The 18644-nt window shown below is 62.9% G+C and carries 16 protein-coding genes; 14 read left to right on the top strand and 2 right to left on the bottom strand.

Going from position 1 to position 18644, the window contains the following annotated elements:
- The first annotated feature begins 6 nt into the window (after nt 1-6).
- From ABIE49_RS01100 to ABIE49_RS01090, 3 genes are read left to right on the top strand one after another with little or no spacing between them, the layout of a single operon-like run.
- Entirely contained in the window at nt 7-1164 is a 1158-nt protein-coding gene (locus ABIE49_RS01100) for an alpha-D-ribose 1-methylphosphonate 5-triphosphate diphosphatase (RefSeq protein WP_192736059.1), read from the top strand.
- Complete coding sequence (gene phnN / locus ABIE49_RS01095; RefSeq protein ID WP_192736058.1) at nt 1161-1751, top strand: phosphonate metabolism protein/1,5-bisphosphokinase (PRPP-forming) PhnN; 591 nt, start codon at nt 1161-1163, stop codon at nt 1749-1751. Before ABIE49_RS01100 ends, phnN begins: the two co-directional genes overlap by 4 nt.
- A 15-nt stretch (nt 1752-1766) precedes the next feature.
- The gene (locus ABIE49_RS01090) at nt 1767-2378 is read left to right on the top strand and encodes a pyridoxamine 5'-phosphate oxidase family protein (protein ID WP_192736057.1); all 612 of its coding nucleotides are present in this window, start codon (nt 1767-1769) and stop codon (nt 2376-2378) included.
- A gap of 466 nt (nt 2379-2844) precedes the next feature.
- On the opposite strand, the gene ABIE49_RS01085 is transcribed toward ABIE49_RS01090, so the two are convergent.
- Entirely contained in the window at nt 2845-3042 is a 198-nt protein-coding gene (locus tag ABIE49_RS01085) for a hypothetical protein (protein WP_192736056.1), read from the bottom strand.
- 163 nt (nt 3043-3205) lie between these two features.
- Nucleotides 3206-3523 carry an antibiotic biosynthesis monooxygenase family protein gene (locus ABIE49_RS01080; RefSeq protein ID WP_192736055.1) on the bottom strand — a complete coding sequence of 106 codons (318 nt, stop codon included), beginning with the start codon at nt 3521-3523 and terminating at the stop codon, nt 3206-3208.
- 311 nt (nt 3524-3834) lie between these two features.
- Between ABIE49_RS01080 and ABIE49_RS01075 the strand changes: the two genes are divergently transcribed.
- The 11 genes from ABIE49_RS01075 (at nt 3835) to ABIE49_RS01025 (ending at nt 18644) form a co-directional block, all read left to right on the top strand.
- Nucleotides 3835-4008: a hypothetical protein gene (locus ABIE49_RS01075; protein ID WP_192736054.1), complete on the top strand. Its 174-nt coding sequence runs from the start codon at nt 3835-3837 to the stop codon at nt 4006-4008.
- Nucleotides 4009-5074: 1066 nt separating this feature from the next.
- Entirely contained in the window at nt 5075-5551 is a 477-nt protein-coding gene (locus ABIE49_RS01070; protein ID WP_192736053.1) for a formate dehydrogenase subunit gamma, read from the top strand.
- The gene (locus tag ABIE49_RS01065; protein ID WP_192736052.1) at nt 5548-7104 is read left to right on the top strand and encodes a formate dehydrogenase beta subunit; all 1557 of its coding nucleotides are present in this window, start codon (nt 5548-5550) and stop codon (nt 7102-7104) included. The genes ABIE49_RS01070 and ABIE49_RS01065 overlap by 4 nt, the downstream gene beginning before the upstream one ends.
- A gap of 11 nt (nt 7105-7115) precedes the next feature.
- Nucleotides 7116-9995: a formate dehydrogenase subunit alpha gene (gene fdhF, locus ABIE49_RS01060; RefSeq protein ID WP_192736051.1), complete on the top strand. Its 2880-nt coding sequence runs from the start codon at nt 7116-7118 to the stop codon at nt 9993-9995.
- 2 nt (nt 9996-9997) lie between these two features.
- Nucleotides 9998-10828, top strand: coding sequence for a formate dehydrogenase accessory sulfurtransferase FdhD (gene fdhD / locus ABIE49_RS01055; protein WP_192736129.1), 831 nt, complete (start codon nt 9998-10000; stop codon nt 10826-10828).
- Nucleotides 10818-11036 carry a formate dehydrogenase subunit delta gene (locus ABIE49_RS01050; RefSeq protein WP_192736050.1) on the top strand — a complete coding sequence of 73 codons (219 nt, stop codon included), beginning with the start codon at nt 10818-10820 and terminating at the stop codon, nt 11034-11036. Before fdhD ends, ABIE49_RS01050 begins: the two co-directional genes overlap by 11 nt.
- A gap of 121 nt (nt 11037-11157) precedes the next feature.
- Nucleotides 11158-12543 (top strand): sigma-54-dependent transcriptional regulator, encoded by a 1386-nt coding sequence (locus ABIE49_RS01045; protein ID WP_192736049.1) that lies wholly within the window; start codon nt 11158-11160, stop codon nt 12541-12543.
- A complete protein-coding gene (locus tag ABIE49_RS01040; RefSeq protein WP_192736048.1) occupies nt 12536-14560 on the top strand; it encodes a sensor histidine kinase in 2025 nt (674 codons plus the stop codon). Before ABIE49_RS01045 ends, ABIE49_RS01040 begins: the two co-directional genes overlap by 8 nt.
- Before the next feature lie 416 nt (nt 14561-14976).
- On the top strand, nt 14977-16920 hold the full coding sequence (locus ABIE49_RS01035; RefSeq protein ID WP_192736047.1) for an AMP-binding protein: 1944 nt from the start codon (nt 14977-14979) through the stop codon (nt 16918-16920).
- A complete protein-coding gene (locus ABIE49_RS01030; protein WP_210337263.1) occupies nt 16917-17732 on the top strand; it encodes an ABC transporter ATP-binding protein in 816 nt (271 codons plus the stop codon). The genes ABIE49_RS01035 and ABIE49_RS01030 overlap by 4 nt, the downstream gene beginning before the upstream one ends.
- Before the next feature lie 9 nt (nt 17733-17741).
- Nucleotides 17742-18644, top strand: coding sequence for a branched-chain amino acid ABC transporter permease (locus tag ABIE49_RS01025; protein ID WP_192736046.1), 903 nt, complete (start codon nt 17742-17744; stop codon nt 18642-18644).

Raw genomic sequence — 18644 nt, 5'->3', positions numbered from 1 at the left:
AGTGAGATGAGCGCAACGAAGCACGAAACCATTTTGGGCAATGCCGGCATCGTCCTCGCCGATCGCGTGATCGCGCGCGGCTGGGTCGCCATTGCTGACGGCCGCATCGCCGAATTCGGCGAGGGCGATGCCCCCGGGCGAGCGGAGGATGCCACCGGCGATCTCATCATGCCCGGCCTGATCGAGCTGCACACCGACCATCTCGAAGCGCACTACGTGCCGCGGCCAAAGGTGTTCTGGGATCCGATCGCCGCAGTCGTCTCTTATGACGGACAGTTGGCGACTTCTGGGATCACCACCGTACTGGACTCGCTGCGGGTATGGCGCGAGGACGGCGCCGAGGAGGTCGATGGCAGGGCAGGCGTGCTCGCGAAGGCGATCACAACGGCGCGTGAGGAAAACCTGCTGCGCGTCGATCACTTCCTGCATCTGCGCTGCGAAATCCCGATGCCGAGCGTCGTCGAGGAAGCCAAGGAGCTGATCGACCGGCCGGACATCCGGCTGATGTCGCTGATGGACCACACGCCGGGGCAGCGCCAGTTCCGCGATGAAGGAAAGCTGCGCGACTATTACCGCGGCAAGAACGGCGGCAAGACCGACGCCGAGCTCGACGTGCTGTTCGAGCGGCGCTTTGTGTACCAGAAGACCTATGCCGCGGCCAATATGCGCGAGATCGTGGCCCTCGCGCATCAATACGCGATACCGCTCGCCAGCCATGACGACACGACGGAGGAAAACGTCATCGACGCCGTGCGCGACGGCGTCGCGGTGGCCGAGTTTCCGACCACGATGGAAGCCGCACGCGGCTTGCACCAGGCCGGCATCGGCATCCTGATGGGCGCGCCGAACGTGGTGCGTGGTGGTTCGCACTCCGGCAACATCGCCGCCGTCGATCTCGCGCGCGAGGGATTATTGGACATTCTGTCGTCCGACTACATTCCCTCGAGCCTGTTGATGGCCGCCTTGCAATTGCCGCGGCATGTTCCTGCCATTGATCTCGCCTCTGCCGTCCGCACCGTCACCAAGGCGCCGGCCGAGGCGGTGGGACTTACGGACCGCGGCGAAATCGCGATCGGCAAACGCGCCGATCTGATCAGGGTGCATGTGGCGCGCGACATCCCGGTGGTGCGCAGCGTCTGGCGGGAAGGGCAGCGTGTGGCATGACCGACATACTCACGACATCAACGGGCCATGCGGACGCGATCGGACCGGGCCGGCTCATCCTGGTGGTCGGGCCGAGCGGCGCCGGCAAGGATACGCTGCTTGGGCTTGCCAAGGCGGCCTGCGCCGATGATGGCACCATCGCATTCCCGCGCCGCGTGATCACGCGGCAGGCCTCGGCTTCCGAGGACAATGAAGAGGTCAGCGCCGGCACGTTCGAGGCGGCGCTGGCGCGCGACGAATATGCCATGCACTGGGAAGCGCACGGCCACCGCTACGCGATATCGCGCGCCATCGACGACGAAATCCGCGCCGGGCACAGCGTTGTCGCCAATGTTTCGCGCACCATCATTTCAGCGATGCGCCGCGCCTATGCCGACGTCACGGTGATCTCGATCACCGCGCCGCCGAACGTTCGGGCGGAGCGCCTGGCGATGCGGAGCCGCAGCAGCGACGGCAGGATCGAGCACCGGCTGAGCCGGACGGTGGACGAGGCCGCGCCTGACGTCACCATCGTCAACACCGGCAGCGCCGAGTTTCACGCGCGTCAGCTGGTGCGGGCGATCAAGGGCGAGAAGTGGGACGAATAAACGGGGGGGACGTAAATGTCTGTTGTCACGACGATCGAACAACTCGAGGCTCTCTACGGTTTTCCCGGTGAGGCCTCCATAGTCAAGGTTACCGATCGCGTCACGCCGTCCTATCGGACACTGATGGATCAATCGCCCTTCGTGGCGTTGGCGACCTGCGGGCCGGAGGGCCTGGATTGTTCGCCCCGCGGCGATCTGCCCGGCTTCGTGCGCATTCACGATGAGAAGACCCTGATGATGCCGGATCGCCGCGGTAACAACCGCTGCGATTCCCTGCGCAACATCGTGCGCGACCCACGGGTGGCGCTGCTGTTCCTGATTCCGGGCTCGGGCAGCACGCTGCGCGTCAACGGCCGCGCGCATGTTTCCGCCGAGCCCGAGCTGCTGGCGTCGTTCAAGATGGACGGCAAGGCGCCGCGCACCGTCATCGTTATGACCGTGGACGAGATCTATTTCCAGTGTGCCCGCGCCATCGTCCGCGCCGATCTCTGGAATCCCGACAAGCGCGTCGATCCAAAGACCTTGCCGACGCCAGGCGATATTCTGGCGGAGATGAGCGACAACACCGTGGGCGGCGAGAAATACGACCGTGAATGGCCGGAGCGCGCGCGGCAGACGATGTGGTGAAGGCCGGTTAGGGGACGCCGTTCGCTTTCCGGTTTTATAGCTACGCCTCCACTCCGGCAGGTCGGTTTCTCTTCGCTGATTTCCGCACATGCGTTGCTGCGTTGTGTGGGGATATCGGCCGCCATCCTCATCTATTTGGGGGAAGCCGCCCGGCTTGACCGGCCCCACGATTATCGTGACACTTCGGATTGCCAGTCTCCGCGGGGGCGGAGGTGGCATTTCCAATAGGGAGGTTTTGATGGTTCGTTTTTCAGCTATCGTTGCAATTGCGTTTGCGTTCGCTGTTTTCGTCGGGGGATCGCTTGCGCAGGCCCAGAAGGCCTCAGACCCAAAGAGCCAGCCCGGTAGCGGCCAGTGCCGGCTTTCAAACGGACAAAAATGCTGATCTGATTCGACCAGCCAGCGCGTAGCGCAGGTGGTTCTGGGCTCGCCGGCCATGCCGGTGAGCCCATTTTCGTGCCGGCTACTACCCTTGATTCGCGGCCGCGGGGCCCTGATTTGTGGCGCTGTTGATGAAAGCGTTGAACCGCAGGGCGCCCTCGGCAAATCTCTTCAGAAACTCGGCCGTGCTCGCCTCGGTTTCGGGCAAGACATTGTCCACAAGCCCGCCACCCGCAACGGACCCAAGTTCCTCAACGCTCATTTCGCAGTTCTTGCTGGTCATTGTCTCGCACCATCTTTGCGATGTCTCGGCAGGCTCCGATCATGGCGGATCGCGATCAACGGAGATGTGACGTAAATCACGAACGAAGGAGGCCGCCGGAGTGGTAGCTCCTTTCACGTTTCTTGCCCGGTTGAGTGTTCTGAATGGGTCCGCAGGACGGGCACTAGATTCCGTGGCTATGTCGTATCTTCAGAATCTGAACTGACGTCGGAAGCTCGATCAGAAAATCCTTGTCGCGCTCCAGGTGATGAATGCTGGATGGGTCTCCACCGGTGAACCTGCTCATCGATTCCAGGCTCTCCCAATACGAGATGGTGACAAACTCGGTCTCGTTTTGTCTGTCCTCCCTGAACGTCTGGACGGCAAGGGCCTTCTCGATCAGCGGCTTGATGCCGACCTCGTAATTATAGGCCTCGTACTCGTCCGCCACATCTGGAGTGGTCCTCCCGCGCCAAACGCGGGCGATCTGAGGTTTGGTCATGTTGGGCCTCCGTTCGGAGAACCCGCTTCTGGATTAACCGTTCCAACACCTCAATGGGCACCGAATCCCCCTTTGTTTATTGAGGGCCTGCCATCCAGGCACATTACCGGTTGTTCAGAATTCCGCCGACGAAACAAGCTTGAAACAATCGTGAAACCAAATCGCCATGAACCCCTCGAAATCTTAGGCCGACTAACTATCGAACAGGAGATGATGACGATGATTAAAGTTGGCTCGAAGGAAGAAGTTGCCCTGCTGCTCGCATTGTTTGGCGTGCTCGATCTGCCGGTACAGGCGCCGAAGAAGCGCAAGTGACACTGCTGGTCGCCCCACTGTTGTTTGTGTTGCTGGGCGTAGGGGCTGTCAAAGCCAAAAAGGCAGGCCTCTCCGGCTGGGAGGTCTTCCTCATGGTGGCCGTCGGCAGCCTGTGCATTCTCGTGGTGACGTTGGGAATCCTGATGTGGGGATTTCGCAACTTCGGTTAATTGCTGGTGCGGGATGGGCCAAGCTCCATCCTGATGCAGGCGCGACCCGATCGATTCTGTTTGGACAGTCCCAAACCACCGTGCTGGCAGCACCCCACTGCGAACATCAGTTCTGGTTCGCCCATCACCCTTAGACAATTTTCCCGGCAAGGTCGCAGCGCGCAACGCCTGTGGCCCATGCCCCGCGTTTTTCGAAACGCGCCAACCCCACTTGCCCCATCGGGAATGGCGAGGCTTTTTCGTCGGCGCAAATGCGAATGCTATCGTTCCCGAGGGGCGCCTGTGGGTTGCCGGACTGTCGGCTATGTGCCCCAGCCTGCTGACCTATTCGGTCCAAATGCGCTCTCCGCACTGCTTGCATTCAAACATATGAATGACAACTCCGCTTTCAGATTCCATGATCGTTTTGAGAAGCGAGAGTCTTCCTGCGCAGAAGCGGCAGTCATGGTTTGATAGATCCCGAGCCGTGGCAATCTTCTCAGCTCGAAATAGCTCCATGACGCCCCCTTCCCACGTAGGGTAGGATACGGAGTTCCGGTTTCGTGAGGCGTAAATGGGCAACAAGTGTTGCCCTTGGCGACAAAGTTAAAGACGAAGGTCAGTTGTCCACAGCAATCCATCGGCGCGCGCCGCCGTTGCTGAGGCGGGCCCTTGCGCTTGTCGATGGTGCACGGGCTGGCTACCCCCTCGCTGCCCAAATGACACTGCTGGTCGCTCACCGTTGTTTGCGTTGCTGGGCGACGGAGCCGTTGAAGCCAGAAGGGCAGGTCTCTCCGGCTGGGAGGTCGTCCTCGTGGTCGCGGTCGGCAGGCTGTGCATTCTCGTGATGACGTTGGGAATCCTGACGTGGGGATTCCGCAACTTCGGTTCGTTACAGGCGTGGGATGGGGCCAAGAGCCATCCTGATGCAGGCGCGACCCGCTCGATATTCATTGCAATCTAAGATCGATCAATCTGGACGCCTTATCGATCGCGTTTCCGTATCGCAACATGAGACAGCTTTATTGATTCCTGGATCGATTCCAATTCTTTTGGGCGGATCGCAAATCGCCGACAGAGAATGTGGATGACACCAGCTTACGACCCATGGACCGCGGCACGCGGCGCTGAAATCATCGCGGAGCATTCCCACCTCGAGGGCGCGACGCTGGTGATCCTGCATGCGCTGCAGGAAGCATTCGGGTACGTGCCGGAGCCGGCGATCCCGATGGTGGCATCGGCGCTCAACCTGTCGCGCGCCGAGGTTCACGGCGTATTTACCTTTTACCATGATTTCCGTCGCGAGCCTGCCGGCCGGCATGTTCTGAAACTCTGCCGCGCCGAAGCCTGCCAGGCCGCCGGCGGCGACGTGCTCGCCGCGCGCGCCGAGGCGAAACTCGGGATTGCGCTGGGCCATACCACCGCCGACGAGCGCGTCACGCTGGAGCCGATCTACTGCCTTGGCCTGTGCGCTACCGCGCCGTCGGCGATGCTGGATGGCCGCGTGGTTGGCCGGCTTGACGAAGCGCGCATCGATGCGCTGGTCGCGGAGGCACAGCGATGACGCTTCGCATTTACGTTTCACGCGATGCCGGCGCGGTCGCGGTCGGTGCCGATGACGTGGCGGAGATGGTGGAGCGCGCCGCCACCAGCCGCGGCATGGCGATCGAAATCGTCAGGACCGGCTCGCGCGGGCTGTATTGGCTCGAGCCGATGGTCGAGGTCGCCACCGCGCAGGGCCGTGTCGCCTTTGGGCCGGTGACGGAGGCCGATGTAGCCTCGGTGCTCGATGCGATGGCGGCAGACGCTCCGCATGCCCTGCGGCTCGGCATCGCCGACGAAATACCCTGGCTGAAGCGGCAGACCCGTTTGACGTTTGCGCGCTGCGGCGTGATCGATCCACGCTCGGTCGAGGATTATCGCGCTCACGACGGCTACAAGGGGCTCGAGCGGGCACTGACGCTTGGTTCCGAGGGGATCCTCGCCGACGTCACGACCTCGGGATTGCGCGGCCGTGGTGGCGCGGGTTTCCCGACCGGCATCAAATGGAAGACGGTGGCGCAGGCCAGCGCCGACCGCAAATTCATCGTCTGCAACGCCGACGAAGGCGACAGCGGAACGTTTGCCGACCGCATGATCATGGAGGGCGATCCCTTCGTCGTGATTGAGGGCATGACGATCGCGGGTGTCGCGGTCGGCGCCACCTATGGCTACATCTACATCCGCTCGGAATATCCGCATGCGGTCGAGGCGATGAATGCGGCGATCGAGGCCGCCAGGCGCGCCGGCTATCTCGGTGCGCGCGTCGGGGGCTCTGGCCACAGCTTCGACCTCGAAGTCCGCGTCGGCGCCGGCGCCTATGTCTGCGGCGAGGAAACCTCGCTGCTGGAAAGCCTCGAAGGCCGCCGTGGCATCGTGCGCGCCAAGCCGCCATTGCCGGCGCACAAGGGCCTGTTCGGCAAGCCGACCGTGATCAACAACGTGCTGTCATTTGCGGCAATTCCCTTCATCCTGGCCGGTGGCGCCAAGGCCTACGCTGATTTCGGCATGGGCCGCTCGCGCGGTACGATGCCGATCCAGCTCGCCGGCAACATCAAGCACGGCGGATTGTTCGAGGTCGCTTTCGGCATCACCCTCGGCGAACTAATCGACGACGTCGGCGGAGGCACCGCGAGTGGCCGCCCGGTGCGCGCCGTGCAGGTCGGTGGACCTCTCGGCGCGTATTTTCCCCGCGAACTGTTCGACACGCCGTTCGATTACGAAGCCTTTGCGGCACGCGACGGCCTGATCGGCCACGGCGGCATCGTGGTGTTCGATGACAGCGTGGACATGTCCAAACAGGCGCGCTTTGCGATGGAGTTCTGCGCCGTCGAATCCTGCGGCAAGTGCACGCCGTGCCGGATCGGCTCCACGCGCGGCGTCGAGACGATCGACAAAATCAGGTCCGGCGAGCGTGTGGCGGAAAACATCGCTGTGGTCGAGGATCTCTGCAACACCATGAAGTTCGGCTCGCTCTGCGCGCTGGGCGGTTTCACGCCGTATCCCGTCATGAGCGCGTTGAAGCATTTCCGGGAAGATTTCGGCCCGGCACCGGCCCGATTGCAGGCCGCGGAATAGGAGAGGGCGCAATGTCATTGATCCATGAAACCGACTTTGGAACACCGCGCTCCAGATCCGAGACGATGGTCACGCTGACCATCGACGGCAACAGCGTCACCGTGCCCGAGGGCACCTCGATCATGCGCGCGGCGATGGAAGCCGGCACGCAGATCCCGAAACTCTGCGCCACCGACATGGTCGACGCCTTCGGCTCCTGCCGCCTGTGCCTGATCGAGATCGATGGCCGCGCCGGCACGCCGGCATCCTGCACCACGCCTGTCATGAATGGCCTTGTGGTCCACACCCAGACCGAGCGGCTGAAGAAGCTCCGCAAGGGCGTGATGGAGCTCTACATCTCCGACCATCCGCTGGATTGCCTGACCTGCGCCGCCAATGGCGATTGCGAATTGCAGGACATGGCCGGCGCCGTCGGCCTGCGCGACGTGCGCTACGGCTATGAAGGCGAGAACCATGTTTTCGCCAAGTCGCATGGCTGCGACAACGACGACTGGATGCCGAAGGACGAGTCCAACCCGTACTTCACCTACGATCCGTCGAAGTGCATCGTCTGCTCGCGCTGCGTCCGGGCCTGCGAGGAAGTGCAGGGCACCTTCGCGCTGACGATCTCCGGCCGCGGCTTCGACAGCCGGGTGTCGCCCGGCATGAGCGAAAGTTTCCTAGGCTCCGAATGCGTGTCCTGCGGCGCCTGCGTGCAGGCTTGCCCGACCGCGACGCTTACGGAAAAATCGGTGATCGAGATCGGCCAGCCGGAGCATTCGGTCGTGACCACCTGTGCCTATTGTGGCGTCGGCTGCACCTTCAAGGCGGAAATGCGCGGCGAGGAAGTCGTGCGCATGGTGCCGTACAAGGACGGCAAGGCGAACCGCGGTCATTCCTGCGTCAAGGGCCGCTTCGCCTGGGGCTACACCACCCACAAGGAACGCATTCTCAAGCCGATGATCCGAGAAAGCATTGACGATCCCTGGCAGGAGGTGTCGTGGGATGAGGCTTTCAGCTTTGCTGCCGCCAAGTTCAAGGGCATTCAGCAGAAGTATGGTCGCGACGCCGTCGGCGGTATCACCTCGTCCCGCTGCACCAATGAAGATGTGTACGTCGTGCAGAAGCTGATCCGCGGCGGTTTCGGTAACAACAATGTCGACACTTGTGCCCGCGTCTGCCATTCGCCCACCGGTTACGGCCTGTCGACGACATTCGGCACGTCCGCGGGCACGCAGGATTTCGACTCGGTCGAACATACCGACGTGATCATTGTGATCGGCGCCAATCCGGCGGCTGCGCATCCCGTCTTCGCCTCGCGCATGAAGAAGCGGCTGCGTCAGGGTGCGAAGCTGATCGTGATCGATCCCAGGCGCACCGAAATGGTCGAGGCTCCCCATCTCAAGGCGGCGCACCATCTGCCGCTGATGCCCGGCACCAACGTCGCCGTGCTGACCGCGCTGGCGCACGTCATCGTGACCGAAGGACTCGCCGATGAAGCCTTTGTGCGCGAGCGTTGCGACTGGAGCGAGTTCGAGGACTGGGCCGCCTTCGTTGCCCTGCCGAAGAACTCCCCGGAAGCAACCGCGATCATGACCGGCGTCGACCCCAAGGAATTGCGCGCCGCGGCACGGCTGTTCGCCACCGGCGGCAATGGCGCGATCTATTACGGGCTCGGCGTCACCGAGCACAGCCAGGGCTCCACCACCGTGATCGCCATTGCCAATCTCGCGATGGTGACCGGCAATATCGGCCGGCCCGGCGTCGGCGTGAACCCGCTGCGCGGCCAGAACAACGTGCAGGGTTCCTGCGACATGGGTTCATTCCCGCACGAATTGCCGGGCTATCGTCATATCTCCGGCGAGGCGGTGCGCGACCAGTTCGAGGCGATGTGGAACGTCAAGCTCAATCCCGAACCGGGCCTGCGCATTCCCAACATGTTCGATGCCGCGATCGAAGGCACCTTCATGGGCCTTTACGTGCAGGGCGAGGACATCCTGCAGTCCGACCCCAACACCAAGCATGTGGTGGCGGCGCTGTCGTCGATGGAATGCGTTATCGTGCATGATCTCTTCCTCAACGAGACCGGGAACTACGCCCATGTGTTCCTGCCGGGATCGACCTTCCTCGAGAAGGACGGCACCTTCACCAATGCCGAGCGGCGCATCCAGCGCGTTCGCAAGGTGATGACGCCGCGCAACGGCCTCGCCGACTGGGAAGTCACCCTCGGCCTCGCCAAGGCGATGGGCTATGAGATGCACTATGATCACCCCTCGCAGATCATGGACGAGATCGCGGCACTGACGCCGACCTTCGCCGGCGTATCCTACGCCAGGCTCGAAGAACTCGGTTCGGTCCAGTGGCCCTGCAACGAGGAGGCGCCGGAGGGCACGCCGGTCATGCATATCGACGGCTTCGTTCGCGGCAAGGGCAAGTTCGTCATCACCGAATACATTCCGACCGACGAGCGCACCGGGCCGCGTTTCCCGCTGCTGCTGACCACCGGCCGCATCCTCAGCCAGTACAATGTCGGTGCGCAGACGCGCCGCACGGACAACGTCGTCTGGCACAGCGAAGACCTGCTTGAAATTCATCCGCACGACGCCGAGCAGCGCGGCGTGCGCGACGGCGACTGGGTGCGGCTCAAGAGCCGCGCCGGCGAGACCACATTGCGGGCGGAGATTACCGACCGCGTGGCACCGGGCGTGGTCTACACCACCTTCCATCACCCGGACACGCAGGCCAACGTCATCACGACGGACTATTCGGACTGGGCGACCAATTGTCCTGAATACAAGGTTACGGCGGTGCAGATCTCGCCGTCGAACGGTCCGTCGGACTGGCAAAAGGCCTATGACGAGCAGGCCCGTCACTCGCGTCGTATTGCGCCTGTCGTGGAAGCCGCGGAGTGACCATGCACGACCCGGTTCGCATGCTGGATCGTCTGGTCTGGCGCGACATTGGCCAGACCGATGGCGCGAGGATCGTGCCGGTGGAAACCGCGCTTGCGCTAACCTATAATGGCGGCACTTACGCCGTCATGATGGGGACGCCGCAGGATCTTGCGGATTTCGCCATTGGCTTCAGCCTCAGCGAGGGGATCGTTCGATCGCCTCGGGAGATCGAATCCCTCGACATCGTCTCCCTCGACGACGGCATCGAGCTGCGAATGTGGCTGGCGCAATCGAAAGCGGACCAGCTCAGCGAACGGCGGCGGCATATTGCAGGGCCCACCGGCTGTGGATTGTGCGGCATCGATTCCATCGCGGAGGCGGTCCGGCCGGCGGCCGTCGTCGCGCAAGGCCGATCATTCTCGCCACAACAGGTCATGGCGGCGATGCAGAGCTTGCCGCCCTTGCAGAAGATCAATGTCGAGACCCGCGCGGTCCATGCCGCGGCGTTCTGGACGCCCGCACGCGGCAATGTTGCACTGCGTGAGGATGTCGGCCGGCACAACGCGCTCGACAAGCTGGCGGGGGCGCTGGCGCAGGAGGGGACTTCCCCTGGCGAAGGCATGGTGCTGCTGACCAGCCGCGTCTCGGTCGAGATGGTGCAGAAGGCCGCGGCGATGGGCGCGCCGCTGATGGTTGCCGTCTCCGCGCCGACGGCGTTGGCGGTACGGACGGCGGATGCCGCCGGCATCACGCTTGCCGCCATTGCCCGTAGCGACGGGTTCGAAGTCTTCACCCACCCCGGCCGGATCAGCGCCGGCGTCGCCGCTGAGGGAGCCGCCCATGTCGCCTGACCGGCTGATCTACATGGCCAATCAGATTGGAAAGTTTTTCCAGAGCCAGGGCCACGACAAGGCGGTGCCGGGCATTGCCGATCATATCAGGAAGTTCTGGGATCCGAGGATGCGTAGCGCGATCCTGGCCCATCTCGACACTGGAGGGACAGGACTGGATCCGGACGTGATGAAGGCGATCGAGGCGCTGAAGACAACGCGATCCTGACTGGCTTCGCCCCCCTTTGGGTAACCGGTACTTATTCTGCTTTGTGATGAAGGACACCACCTGTACGTGCCGGACCGGCACGGCTAAGGTGTAAAAAAAGCAGGAGGCCGGGGGGAATTCTTTGCGGGGGGAAGCGGCACGGAAAAGCCAGGAGAAGCTGGGCGATCCCGAATTTGGACCGTGGCTCGCGCAGGCGTCGATCCTGGTGGTCGATGACGAACCCGGCATGCGCAACTTTCTGGTGCGCACGCTCGGACCGCTTTGCAAACGCATCGAGGAGGCCGCCGATACCGAAGAGGCGTCGCGCAAGCTCGATGCCAACTACTTCGACGTCGTCATTCTCGACAATGTGATGCCGGGCCGTCATGGGGTCGATTGGCTGACCGAGCAGCGCGCGATCGGGTTCTTCGCCGATGCGATCCTGATGACGGCCTTCGCCGATCTCGAAACGGCGATCCGCGCCCTGCAGGCCGGCGCCGTCGACTTCGTGCTGAAGCCGTTCCGCTCCAACCAGATACTGAACGCGGTCGCACGATGCCTGCAGCGAAACAGGCTGCAGCGCGAAAACTACGTACTGCGCTACGAGCTCAGGTCGGCTTCGGATCACATGCTGCTGCGCGACCGGCTGCTCGGCGAGTCGCCGGCGATCCGGCGCGTGCGCGAGACGCTGGCCCGCGTCGCGCCGTTGCCCACCTCGGTGCTGCTGACCGGCCAGTCGGGCACCGGCAAGGAAGTCGCGGCGCGTTCGCTCCACTCACTCTCGGACCGGGCTGACAAGCCCTTCGTACCGGTCAATTGTGCGGCAATTCCGCCTGACATGATGGAGAGCGAGTTCTTCGGTCATCTGGAAGGCGCCTTCACCGGTGCCAAGGGAAGCCGCGCCGGGCTGTTCACCCACGCGCAGGGCGGAACGCTGTTTCTCGACGAGGTCGGCGAACTGCCGCTGGCGATGCAGAGCAAGCTGCTGCGTGTACTGGAGGATCGCCGCGTGCGTCCGGTCGGCTCCGAGCGCGAGGTCCCGGTCGATCTGCGGTTCATCTTCGCAACCAATGCGGAACTGGAGAAGGAGGTAGAGAAGGGACGTTTCCGGGCCGATCTCTTCTTCCGGATCAACGTCATGCAGATCCGTCTGCCGCCGTTGAAGGATCGCGAAGACGACGTGCAAACGCTGGCCACGGTTTTCATGCGCAAGCTTTCGCAGCAACTGGGCATGCCGCAGGTTATGATCGGCGATTCCGTGAGGGCGTCGCTTGCCAGGTATGATTGGCCGGGCAATGTGCGCGAGTTGCGCAATGTCATCGAGCGTACGTTGATCCTCGGACAGTTCCCCGACGATTTTGGCGGCAACGCCGTCGAAACGCCCGGCACCGACAGCCTCGCCGAAATGGAGCGGCGCCATATCCTGGCCGTGCTGAGGGAGACCGGCGGCAACAAGGACGAGGCGGCGCGAAGGCTCGGCATTTCACGCAAGACAATCGATCGCAAATTCGCCCTGTCGAATGCTTAAGCGCCCCGAAACCCCGTTGTCACCCGTTCGGGGACGCTCGGTCCGCTTCCGCCTTCTCGCCATCGCCCTGCTGCCGATGCTGGTTATCTTGCCGCTGCTGCTTGGCGTTGCCGTCGTCAGATGGAACGAGAAATTCAACGCGGCGCTGATCTCGAAGGTCAACGGCGATCTCACCATCGCCCATCAGTACCTGGCTCGAATCCTCGAATACACCAGCGAGCACCTGCAGGCGCTCGGTCTCTCCGCCCGCTTTCGTGACGTCGTCGCAGCGGAGAGCAGTGCAGACCTCGACGCGCTGCTCGAGGACAGGCGAAAGGCACTGGGTCTCGATTTTCTCTACCTTGCGGATGGCGACGGGAAGATCATGGCGTCGGCGCCCAAAATTCCCTTGCCGTCGATCCGGCACGATTGGCCGGTTGTCGTATCGGCATTGAAGGGTACGCCGTCAATCGCGATCGACATATTTGCCAATAGCGAACTCGGCGACATCGCGCGCGGACTTGCGGAGAGGGCGAGGCTCGAACTCGTACCGACCCCGAACGCGGTCCCGACCGACCGGGACGCGGAAACCCGCGGCATGGTGGTCCATTCGGCCAGCCCGGTTTCTCTGAACGGTCGGCAGCAGGCGGCGCTCGTCGGTGGGCTGCTGCTGAACCAGAACCTCGTGTTCATCGATACCATCAACGACCTGGTTTATCGCGCTGCGAGCTTGCCTGCGGGAAGTCAGGGAACGGCCACGCTGTTCCTGGACGACGTGCGGATTACCACCAATGTGCGCCTGTTCGAGGACCGGCGCGCGCTCGGCACTCGGGTGTCGGGCGCCGTGCGGTCGACGGTGCTGGACCAGGGCAAAACCTGGCTCGACAGCGCCTTCGTCGTCAACGACTGGTACATCTCGGCCTACGAGCCGATCATCGACAGCTACGGCAAGCGGGTCGGGATGCTCTATGTCGGCTTTCTCGAAGCCCCGTTCATCAAGGCCCGATATACCACGCTTGCAATCATTCTGATCGCGTTTCTGGCCATCACGGCGGCGATCGTGCCGATTTTCCTTCGCTGGGCGCGCGCGATCTTCAAACCGCTGGAGCGGATGACGGATACGATCGACAAGGTCGAGAGCGGCGATCTCGGCGCGCGCACCGATCTTCCCGTCGTCAACGACGAGATCGGGGTGGTGGCGTCGCATCTCGACAGTCTGTTGAGCCGGCTGCAGGTAAGGGACCGTCAGCTTCGGGAATGGAACGAAGAACTCAACGCACGGGTCGACGAGCGCACCCGGGAGCTCCAGCTCGCGAACCGGCAGCTCGAAGCCACGACCAAGCAATTGATCGTGTCCGAAAAGCTCGCCACGATCGGCGAGGTCACCGCGGGTGTCGCGCACGAGATCAACAATCCGATCGCGGTGATGCAGGGCAATCTCGACGTCATCCGCGACGTGATGGGCGAGAAGGCCAATCTCGCGCGAACCGAATTCAATCTGCTCGACGAGCAGATTCACCGCATCAGCCAGATCGTGAGCCGGTTGCTGCAGTTCGCCAAGCCGGAGGAATATGCCGGCTACGTCGAGCGCCACGCCGCGGACAATGTCATCTCGGATTCGCTGCCGCTGGTCCGCCACCTCTTGAACAAGGCCAGGATCATCGTGGTCAGGGACGACCGTTCCACCCGGCTCGTGCTGATGAACCGGACGGAACTGCAGCAGGTCATCGTCAATCTCATCGTCAACGCCATCCATGCCATGCCTGACGGCGGCATGCTGACGCTCCGGACATCAGACACGGATCTCGATGACAGGCCGGGCCTCGCCATCGAAATCATAGACACCGGGGTTGGGATGGCCCCGGAAGTGATGCAGAGGGTCTTCGACCCCTTCTTCACGACCAAGCGGCGCGAAGGAACCGGACTTGGGCTTTCCATCAGCCAGACGCTGGTAACGCGGCAGGGCGGCAAGATCTCGGTCGAGAGCGAGCCCGGGAAGGGGACCGCATTCACGGTCTGGCTGCCGGAATCTAACTGAAGCCCGACGGACAATTTGTCCGCTCAGTCAGGACATTATGTCCCGATTGCCGTGATCGACTCTCCTAACTGTCTGAATTTGCTTGGTCGTCCGATTGGCACGGCAGTTGCTCCTAAGAAGAAAAGCCGGGGGCGTGTGCAACGCACCCTGAGCTGCAAAATCTTGGGGGGATCTGCATGTCGTTACAAAAACAATCAACAAGCTAGCGGGCGAGTAAGGCGCGGTCTCGTGCCCGATCTGGCTGGTTATCCGCTCCGCGCACTTGCGGTGGCGCCAGGCCAGCGAGCCGTTGAACCTAGTCCATCGTCGTACTCAGCAGTTTTCGCCGATCGCGAGTTCGCGATCAGCTTCGCCTGCGCGCCGCGATAGCAGCGCAGGCGGAGCACCAATTTGCCAGGCATTGAGGACTCCAGTAGATGGCGATCGAAGTAGAACCAGACACTTTTCCAAAGCTGCTGCTTCGCCATTCAAAGCTGCGCGGCGAGCGTCCGGCGCTAAGGGAAAAGAAGCGCGGCATCTGGCGTACCGTGACTTGGCGCGAACTGGCTGACGAGGCGGCCGCGCTGGCGGCGGCACTGTCGGCGCGCGGCTTGCAACGCGGCGCGCACGTCGCGTTTGTGGGCGACAACCGGCCGCGCCTCTATACGGCAATGTGCGCGGCGCATTGGCTGGGCGCGGTTGCGGTGCCGCTCTATCAGGATGCGACGGCCGACGAAATGGTCGCTCCGGTGCAGAGCGCCGAAATCACCCACATCTTCGCCGAGAACCAGGAACAGGTCGACAAGCTGCTGGAGATTCTGCCCCGCTGCCCAACGGTTCGCAGCATCGTCTACGACAAGGACCGGGGCATGCGCCATTACGACCGGCCTGAGCTTGTCAGCTACGATACCCTCTTGAAGCAGGGCCGGGAGCTTGCCGCCGCGAAGGGGAGCGACCTGCAGGCAGAGGCCAGGCGGGGCAGCGGCCAGGATGCGGCCTTCCTGTTCCTCACCTCGGGCACCACCGGTCCCGCCAAAGGCGTTGTCCTCACCCATGGAGCGCTGATCGGCCGTGCTCTGGTGGCCGCCGCAACCGAGAGCCTGACCGACACCGATGTAGCCATGGCCTATCTGCCGCCGGGCTGGATCGGCCAGAATCTTTTCAGCTACGTCCAGCCGATGGTCGTGGGCTACTGCGTTTGCTGTCCCGAATCGTCGGACACGATGCTCGCCGACATGCGCGAGATGGGCCCGACCTATTTCCTGGCGACACCTCGCGTGCTCGAAGCCCTGCTTACGCAGGTAACGATGCGCATGGAAGATGCGGGTGGCCTCAACCGGCGCCTGTACCGGAGTGGAATGGCCGCAGCCCACCGTATTGCTGCGTGCGCTTCGACCGGCGAGGCGGCATCCCTTGGCGACCGCCTCACGAAGTCCGTGTGCGATCTCTTGATCTATGGCCCGCTGCGCGACGTCCTCGGACTGAGCAAAGTGCGCGTGGCGTTCACCGCCGGCGATGCGATCGCTCCTGATCTTGTGACCTTCTTTCGCACCCTCGGCATCAACCTGAAACAGCTCTACGGCTCGACCGAGACCGGGTTCTTTGTGGCGATGCAGCGCGACGGACAGGTCAAGCCGGATACGGTGGGGCCGGCAGCCGACGGCGTCGAACTGAAGTTCACCGCTCAGCGTGAAATCCTGGTGCGTTCACCCGGGATGTTCAGCGAGTACTACCGCGATCCGGACTCCACGAAGCGGGCCAGGGATGCCGAAGGCTGGTTTCACACCGGTGACGCCGGCTATCTGGACGATGACGGGCATCTGCGGATCATCGATCGCGTCAAGCATATCGGTGCCCTGAACGACGGCACCCCCTATGCGCCCCGGCTGCTCGAAAACAGGCTCAAGTTCGTCTCCTACGTCAAGGACGCCGTGGTTTTCGGCGACGGGCGTGACATGGTCTGTGCGCTCATCGACATCGACATGGCCGCGGTCGGCAGATGGGCCGACAAGCGGAGCATTTCCTATACCGGGCACGCCGATCTCGCGTCGCAGAACGAGGTGTACGGGCTGATCGCCGACAGCATCGCCAGGGTCAATGCCGACCTGGCGCAGGACGATGCGCTGTCGAAGGCGCAGATCCACCGCTTTCTGATTCTGCACGGCGAGCTCAGCGCCGATGACGGTGTGCTGACCCGCACCGGCAAGCTGCGCCGCACCGTCATCGCCGAGCGCTACCGGCCGCTGGTGGACGCCATGTATGGGGGGCACGCGACGGTGAGCGTCGATGTCGCGGGTGGCCATACGGGCGCGGCAACAACCGACATGAAAATCCGCGACGCGAAAGTTCTCGCGGGCACGAAGATCAGGAGCGCAGCTTGAGCACGTCCACCGTTTTGCAGTCGTCGCAGCGTGCTTTCGCGGTCGGCGCACCGATTCTGGAGCTTGACTCGATCTCGCTGAGGTTCGGCGGCGTCAAGGCGCTGACCAACATCAGCTTCAATGTGCTCGAGCATGAGGTGCGGGCGATCATCGGTCCGAACGGCGCCGGCAAGAGCTCGATGCTCAATGTCATCAATGGCGTCTACGTCCCCCAGGAGGGCACCATCACGCTCCGGGGCGAGCGTCTCGCGGGGATGACGCCGACCGAAGCGGCCAACCTCGGTATCAGCAGGACCTTTCAGAACATCGCCCTGTTCAAGGGAATGTCGGTTCTGGACAACATCATGGCGGGGCGCGTCCTGCGTGCGCATGCCACCTTCATGGAAGTGGCCCTGCAATTGCCCCGTGCCCGGCGCCAGGAAGCCGAAAGCCGGGAAGCCGCCGAGGAGATCATCGAATTCCTCGAGATCGAGCACATTCGCAAGACCCCCGTATCGCGTCTGCCCTACGGCTTGCAGAAGCGCGTGGAATTGGGACGCGCGCTTGCTGCGGAGCCCAAGATCCTGCTGCTCGACGAACCGATGGCCGGCATGAACATCGAGGAGAAGCAGGACATGTGCCGCTTCATTCTCGACGTCAACGATCACTACGGCACCACCATGGTGCTGATCGAGCACGACATGGGCGTGGTGATGGACATCTCCGACCGCGTCGTCGTGCTCGATTACGGCAAGAAGATCGGTGACGGCACGCCCGACGAGGTGCGGTCCAACCAGGATGTCATCGACGCATATCTCGGCGTCGCACACTGAGGAACCGCAATGTTCGATATTTCGTTTTTCATCGAGGTTCTGGTCGGCGGGTTGCTGTCGGGGATCATGTATTCGCTGGTCGCCCTCGGTTTCGTGCTCATCTACAAGGCCTCGTCGGTCTTCAACTTCGCGCAGGGATCGATGGTGTTCTTCGCCGTCCTGACCTTCGTCGGTGTCATGGAGAAGGGGTTACCGTTCTGGGCGGCGCTGCCGGTCGCCATCGGTGTGATGGTGCTTGTCGGCATGGCTACCGAGCGGTTCGTACTGCGCCCGCTGGTCAGTCAGAACGAAGACACCTTGCTGATGGCGACAATCGGGCTTTCGTTCGTCATCGAGGGTGTCGCGCAGCTTGTTTGGGGCGTGGACGTGAGAAACCTCGATCTCGGTATCCGCGACGAACCGATCAACTGGGTGATGGACAAGACCGGCATGCTGATCAGCCAGCTCGACATCACGGCCGGCATCGTCGCGTCCGTGATGGTGGCTTCGCTGGCGCTGCTGTTTTCGCGTACCAAAGTCGGCCGCGGCTTGCGTGCGGTTGCAGATGATCATACGGCGGCGCTCTCGATCGGCATTCCGCTCAAGCACATCTGGATGCTCGTATGGGCGACGGCCGGCGTCGTCGCGCTGGTCGCGGGCATGTTGTGGGGCGCGCGCAGCGGCGTGCAGTTTGCGCTGGTATGGGTGGCGCTGAAGGCGTTGCCCGTCCTGATTATCGGCGGATTCACTTCCGTGCCCGGTGTCATCGTTGCCGGCCTTCTGGTCGGCGCTTCGGAAAAGATTGTCGAGGTCTATTTCGGGCCGATGTTCGGCGGCGGCGTTGAAGTCTGGTTTCCGTACGTTTTGGCTGTTCTGTTCCTGCTGGTGCGGCCGGAAGGCTTGTTCGGCGAAAAAATCATTCGACGCGTCTAA

Origin of the sequence: Bradyrhizobium sp. OAE829 (genome assembly GCF_040546575.1) — a bacterium.
Classification (GTDB): Bacteria; Pseudomonadota; Alphaproteobacteria; order Rhizobiales; family Xanthobacteraceae; genus Bradyrhizobium.
This window is presented reverse-complemented; position numbering and strand designations above follow the sequence as displayed.